The following is a 4602-nucleotide window of genomic DNA, read 5'->3' on the forward strand; positions in this document are numbered from 1 at the left end:
CGCACCCCCGCCACCCGAACTCCAAGCCCTGATCAACGCCGTCGGCGCAGGCCACCCACTTGATCTCTACTCCCCGGTTTAACAAACCACCACTAAGAGCCTGGCCATGATCACCCGGGCCTTCGACGGCGTGACCGAGGGCCTGTCCCGCGACGACGTCCTGGACAACATCACCCTGTTCTGGCTGACCAACACGGCGATCTCCGCCGCCCGCCTCTACGCGGAGAACACGACCCCGTTCTTCGGCATCAACAACGTCGAGCTCCCGGTCGCCGTCAGCGTCTTCCCCGACGAGCTCTACCAGGCCCCCAAGAGCTGGACACAGCAGGCCTACTCGAACCTCGTCCACTACAACCGGCTCCCCAAGGGCGGCCACTTCGCCGCCTGGGAGCAGCCCGAGCTCTTCGTCAACGAGGTCCGCACCGGCTTCCGGTCGCTCCGCTAGGGCGTGTTTCGGAAGTCCCGCCTGCTCGGCGACGTCTCGCACGCACGCTCGCCGCGTTGTCGGGATCACCCCGATACATCCAGTATCGGGGCGACCCTCCGCCTTGCGATCGCACGCACCAGACGCCGCCGAGCCCGCCCTCCGGGCGGACGGCGCTACTTTCGAAACATGCCCTAGCAGGCCGCGCCCGGCCGGGTCGATGCACTCCTCTTGGCCGGGCGGCCAGGCAGCTCACCTCCGGGCTGTTCTGCGCGGCCGCCTTGTGCGTCGCGTCCACGAGCGCCCCAAGCCGCCTGCTCCTGAACACTTTCGATACCGGGCCGACCTCATACGGCCCCTCAAACGGCGGGTCCCGCAACACCCTTGGCCGCGGTCCCATGCCGCAGGGCGTGAGACCGCAGCACGGGACCCGCTTTCCCATGCACTCGTCACCTTGGCGTGCGTACAGATGAGACACCCGAGACAAGGCGGGCAAGGCATGCTGCCTGCGACACCTACACCTGAACAAACCGATCGCCATGGTCCGTGCGACGCCCGAACGACATCCGGCAGGCTCCGCGAAGCGCCGTGGACGCTTGACACGGTCCGCTGCGACGGATGGCCGTACCCCTCCTTGATGTGGTCATGGGTACGGACGGCGGTGACGTGGGGGTACGGGCCAGGAGTCTGGGCCTTCGTGCCGGGCTGTCCGCCGCCGCAATGCTGCCTGCAGCAGACCGCAGGAGGACGAACCGGCCGGACAGGCGGGTCGTCCGGAAGTACCTCAGCCTCGATGTCCGCCCCGTCGCCCTGGACGGGCACCGGCCCGTACTTGCGCATACTCGCGGCACCGCGACCGCGTGGGCGGACGCATCCAGAGAAACGATCGACGAGTGGTGCGGCTTTGCGGATGCCTGATCGATCGTAAGGTTGGGTTTGTGACAGTGAGTCGAGGCCGGTGGCCGAAGATCGATCAGGGCAGCGGCGTCGAGGACGCGGTGTTGCCCATCCTGGAGTGGTTGGGCGAGCAAGGTGTGGACGCCGCGATCAGGGTGGACGCAGAGCGGTTGCGGGACCAGAGGCCCGCATGGACGTTCACCGCTGGTGGTGGCCCGTTGAGCCAACCAATGCGGGCCGACGGAGCCACAGCCCACGAGTGTTTGTCCCGCGCTTTGTCCTATCTCCGCGAAGCTGGCGTGGACGTGCCTTTCTGACACGTCGCTCATGGAGCGGACGACGGTGGCGGCCTTTGGGTGTTGATAGCGCGTCCAGCGATCTGGTGGAAGGTGGGCATCCCGAGATCGACCGCCTTGGCCGCGCGGGCTGTGACAGCGTCCATCTGGGAGAGCTTGTCCTCGGCGCCGGCGTGGCTGGTCTCGAGGCCTTCGACTTCACCGAGCGAGCCTTCCCGTCTGGCCTCGGCGATGCGGTCGGTGAGGTTGCCGCGGATGTCGACGAGCCGGGGCCGTTCAGCAGGATCGGGTCGGAGCATGGCACATCTCAAACAGGCGTGCTCATGGACGCAAGGGGTAGAGAAGGCCCGGCCGCAAGTCCGGATGGAGAGTTTGCGCTTCTCAAAGTGGCCGAGGAAGGAGTCCCATTCCTCATCGGTGGGCGTGCGGTATTCCTCACTGGGCCGGGTGGCCCGGCGGCGGACGATGAAGGCCCGGTGGGCTTCGATGACCTCCTGTGGGTAGACCGCGAGGTAGCCCATGGTCGTGTCGATCACGCGGTGGCCGGCGACGAGTTGCGCGATGTGGGGAGGCATGCCGTTCATCACCGCGTCTGTGATGAAGATTCTTCGGAAGTCGTGCGGCTGCATGGTCAGCGGCTCGCCGCTCGCGTCGGTCAGACCCGTGCCGACCAAGGTCTGGGCAACGTATGCCCGGAGGCAGGTCGGGTGCATCGCTCTGGTTTCGATGCCGATCCGGTGCTGGAACAGCAGCGGCATCGCCGGGTTCCAGACGCGTTCGTGGGGGTCGTAGGCGGCGATCGAGGCGAGTTCAGTCAACAGGAAGCCCTCATCACATGGGCCGCCATCACTCTCATGACCCACCGCATCACCCGTGGTCCTGGAATCCGGAGCACAAGCCGATCAGCCGCGACCGATCTGGTCCAGGCTGCCTGAGTCAGAGATCCTTGCGCCACAGGGGTCCCTGCACCGGTGGTCGAATGACGCGGCTCTCCAGATGGCGGTAGGACAGCTGCTGGTCGTACCAGCGCTCATGTTCAGCGTCGCGGAAGTTGAGCTTGCACCAGCGGGTTCCCTGATATCCAGGTACAAAGTGCCAGTAGCCCGCGAGTGTGCACAGGTGGTTCCAATCGTCACGGAGGCGCTCCAGCCGCTCCTCCCCTCGTACCCGGCGCTCCTCCTCGGGGAGCGGCGGAGGCACTGGAATCCCAACCCGGACACGGACACGGCCGGGCGTTCCGCCGTTGATGGCCTGCTCCAAGGTGAGGACCAGTGTGGCTACCGCTTCGGCGAGTGCCGAGGCAGTGATGCCCTCCTCGCTGTCTGCCGGGTGGGTACTTGCCGCTCGCTCCAGCCGAGGGAGCAGGAAGTCGCCGATCTCCCACACAATGTCGGTCGTCAGCTCATCGGCATACCGCGGACCGCTTCTCGCAGGGTCGACGTTGCTCGTCAAACCTGAGTCCTCACGATGAGCGGGCTCCCCGCGGAATCGGATAGCGACGGAACTGTCACGACATCGACCCTACCCACCTGTCATGACCGGACCAGAAACAGGTACTCACCGAGGCGACCGCGTCCCCACCGTTCCCGTTCGACCTGGGACCCGTGCAGAGCCGCAAGGCGCTGGAGAAGGCACAGTCCGCAGCGTTCGACAAGCCGGAGATCGACGACCGCTGGGTCGCGGTCTCCGGCGGACCGAAGGGCAGTGTCGCGGTGCGCATCCTGCGTCCAGGGGAGTCGCCGGCCTGCTGCCCGCCACGTTGTACATCCACGGCGGCGGCTGGGTCTTCGGCAGTTCCCACGCGCACGACCGGCTGGTGCGCGAGCCGGCAGTGGGCGCGCGGACCGCCCTGGTCTTCCCGAATACACGCTGTCCCCTCAGGCGCACCACCCCATCGCGTTGGCGGAGTGCTACACGGTGGCCCGATGGCTGACGAGCCAGGGAGCCGACCACGGCATCGACCCCGCACGACTGGCCGGCGCCGGCGACTCGGTGGGCGGCAACATGACCGCGGCCCTGACCCTGCTGGCCAAGGAACGCAGAGACGTCTCGTTCACCCAGCAGGTGCTGTTCCGGTGTGGCGGTCACCGCAACCCGGTACAGCGGGACCACACACGACTTCGTCACGCTCAACGCGCCCTCGTCCACACGGGCGGCCCGCAGGGCGGTCGCCCAGGCCATCGCCACGCTCAGGCAGGTCCTCGGCACCGGTGTCTGACCTTGCGGAGCCCGGGAGCGACAGCGGGCCGCCGGGCACCGGGGCATGCGCCGGTGCCAGGGGTGCGACGTGCCCCTGTGGCCGGGCGGCGCCGCGGTGGGGACCGGAGCCGGCCCGGTGTGGCCTCGCCGCACAGCGGCCCGGCGTCAGGCAGTGGTCTTCGGCGCCTGCTGTGATGGCGTAGAGTGGGGGATACCGACGCGGGGTGGAGCAGCTCGGTAGCTCGCTGGGCTCATAACCCAGAGGTCGCAGGTTCAAATCCTGTCCCCGCTACTGATGAAGAGGACCCGGATCCACACGATCCGGGTCCTCTCGCCTTTCCTGGACGATCCCCTCCACCGCATGGCAAAGTAGATCAGCGGACCACTGGCCTCGCCAATCAACGGACCGGTCGACCAAGGCGAGGTGTCCTCCTCGTCCTCGCTGATGTCACACCATCGCTCAAGCAGCACGGCCACGTAAGCCGCTATGCGTTCGGACGGAAGCTCTTCCGTCTCGCTGTCGATGTAGTGGTCGTAGGCCGCTGAAGACCCGGCCGGCGGTCTTGTCGTCCGCCGGCCTCTCGCCTTCCCGGACAGCCAGGTCATAAGTCATGCCCGCGAGGCTCTTACACCGCTCTGACACCCAACTTGCCGGTCAACGGCATGCTTCAACCAAAGGAAACGACGTCTAAAAGAGCGTTTTGTCCTGGCGGGGGTGTTTGGTAACTGGCGCGATGCCATTTGCTTGGGGCGGACCGTGCCGACGTGTGAGGATCCGCCTGTGGA

At 66.9% G+C, this 4602-nt stretch carries 6 protein-coding genes, 1 tRNA gene and 1 pseudogene; 5 read left to right on the forward strand and 3 right to left on the reverse strand.

The features are described 5' to 3' along the window. The first annotated feature begins 106 nt into the window (after positions 1-106). The gene (locus ACFVXE_RS38595; RefSeq protein ID WP_389678433.1) at positions 107-445 is read left to right on the forward strand and encodes a hypothetical protein; all 339 of its coding nucleotides are present in this window, start codon (positions 107-109) and stop codon (positions 443-445) included. 597 nt (positions 446-1042) lie between these two features. Continuing rightward, positions 1043-1342, forward strand: coding sequence for a hypothetical protein (locus ACFVXE_RS38600; protein ID WP_389678434.1), 300 nt, complete (start codon positions 1043-1045; stop codon positions 1340-1342). A 304-nt stretch (positions 1343-1646) separates the two neighbouring features. Here the strand turns inward: ACFVXE_RS38600 and ACFVXE_RS38605 are convergent, their stop codons facing one another. Further along, positions 1647-2435, reverse strand: coding sequence for a hypothetical protein (locus ACFVXE_RS38605; protein WP_389678435.1), 789 nt, complete (start codon positions 2433-2435; stop codon positions 1647-1649). A gap of 118 nt (positions 2436-2553) precedes the next feature. After that, on the reverse strand, positions 2554-3069 hold the full coding sequence (locus tag ACFVXE_RS38610; RefSeq protein ID WP_389678436.1) for a hypothetical protein: 516 nt from the start codon (positions 3067-3069) through the stop codon (positions 2554-2556). A gap of 82 nt (positions 3070-3151) precedes the next feature. On the opposite strand from ACFVXE_RS38610, the pseudogene ACFVXE_RS38615 reads away from it, so the two are divergent. The 3 genes and pseudogenes from ACFVXE_RS38615 to ACFVXE_RS38625 all read left to right on the forward strand — a co-directional run. Beyond that, positions 3152-3642, forward strand: a pseudogene (locus ACFVXE_RS38615) (alpha/beta hydrolase fold domain-containing protein); the annotation flags it as partial. 52 nt (positions 3643-3694) lie between these two features. After that, a complete protein-coding gene (locus ACFVXE_RS38620; protein ID WP_389678439.1) occupies positions 3695-3835 on the forward strand; it encodes a hypothetical protein in 141 nt (46 codons plus the stop codon). Positions 3836-4034: 199 nt separating this feature from the next. Further along, positions 4035-4108: transfer RNA gene (locus tag ACFVXE_RS38625), tRNA-Met, on the forward strand. Here ACFVXE_RS38625 and ACFVXE_RS38630 read toward each other — a convergent pair. After that, positions 4090-4422: a hypothetical protein gene (locus ACFVXE_RS38630; protein ID WP_389678438.1), complete on the reverse strand. Its 333-nt coding sequence runs from the start codon at positions 4420-4422 to the stop codon at positions 4090-4092. The two genes, ACFVXE_RS38625 and ACFVXE_RS38630, sit on opposite strands and share 19 nt — an antisense overlap. Positions 4423-4602 lie beyond the last annotated feature (180 nt).

The organism is Streptomyces sp. NPDC058231 (assembly GCF_042882275.1).
GTDB lineage: Bacteria > Actinomycetota > Actinomycetes > Streptomycetales > Streptomycetaceae > Streptomyces.

What these genes read in the sequence shown, in the direction of transcription:
- ACFVXE_RS38595 (WP_389678433.1), top strand. Translation starts at nt 107, where the DNA reads ATGATCACCCGGGCCTTCGACGGCGTGACCGAGGGCCTGTCCCGCGAC.
- ACFVXE_RS38600 (WP_389678434.1), top strand. Translation starts at nt 1,043, where the DNA reads ATGGCCGTACCCCTCCTTGATGTGGTCATGGGTACGGACGGCGGTGAC.
- ACFVXE_RS38630 (WP_389678438.1), bottom strand. Translation starts at nt 4,422, where the DNA reads ATGACCTGGCTGTCCGGGAAGGCGAGAGGCCGGCGGACGACAAGACCG.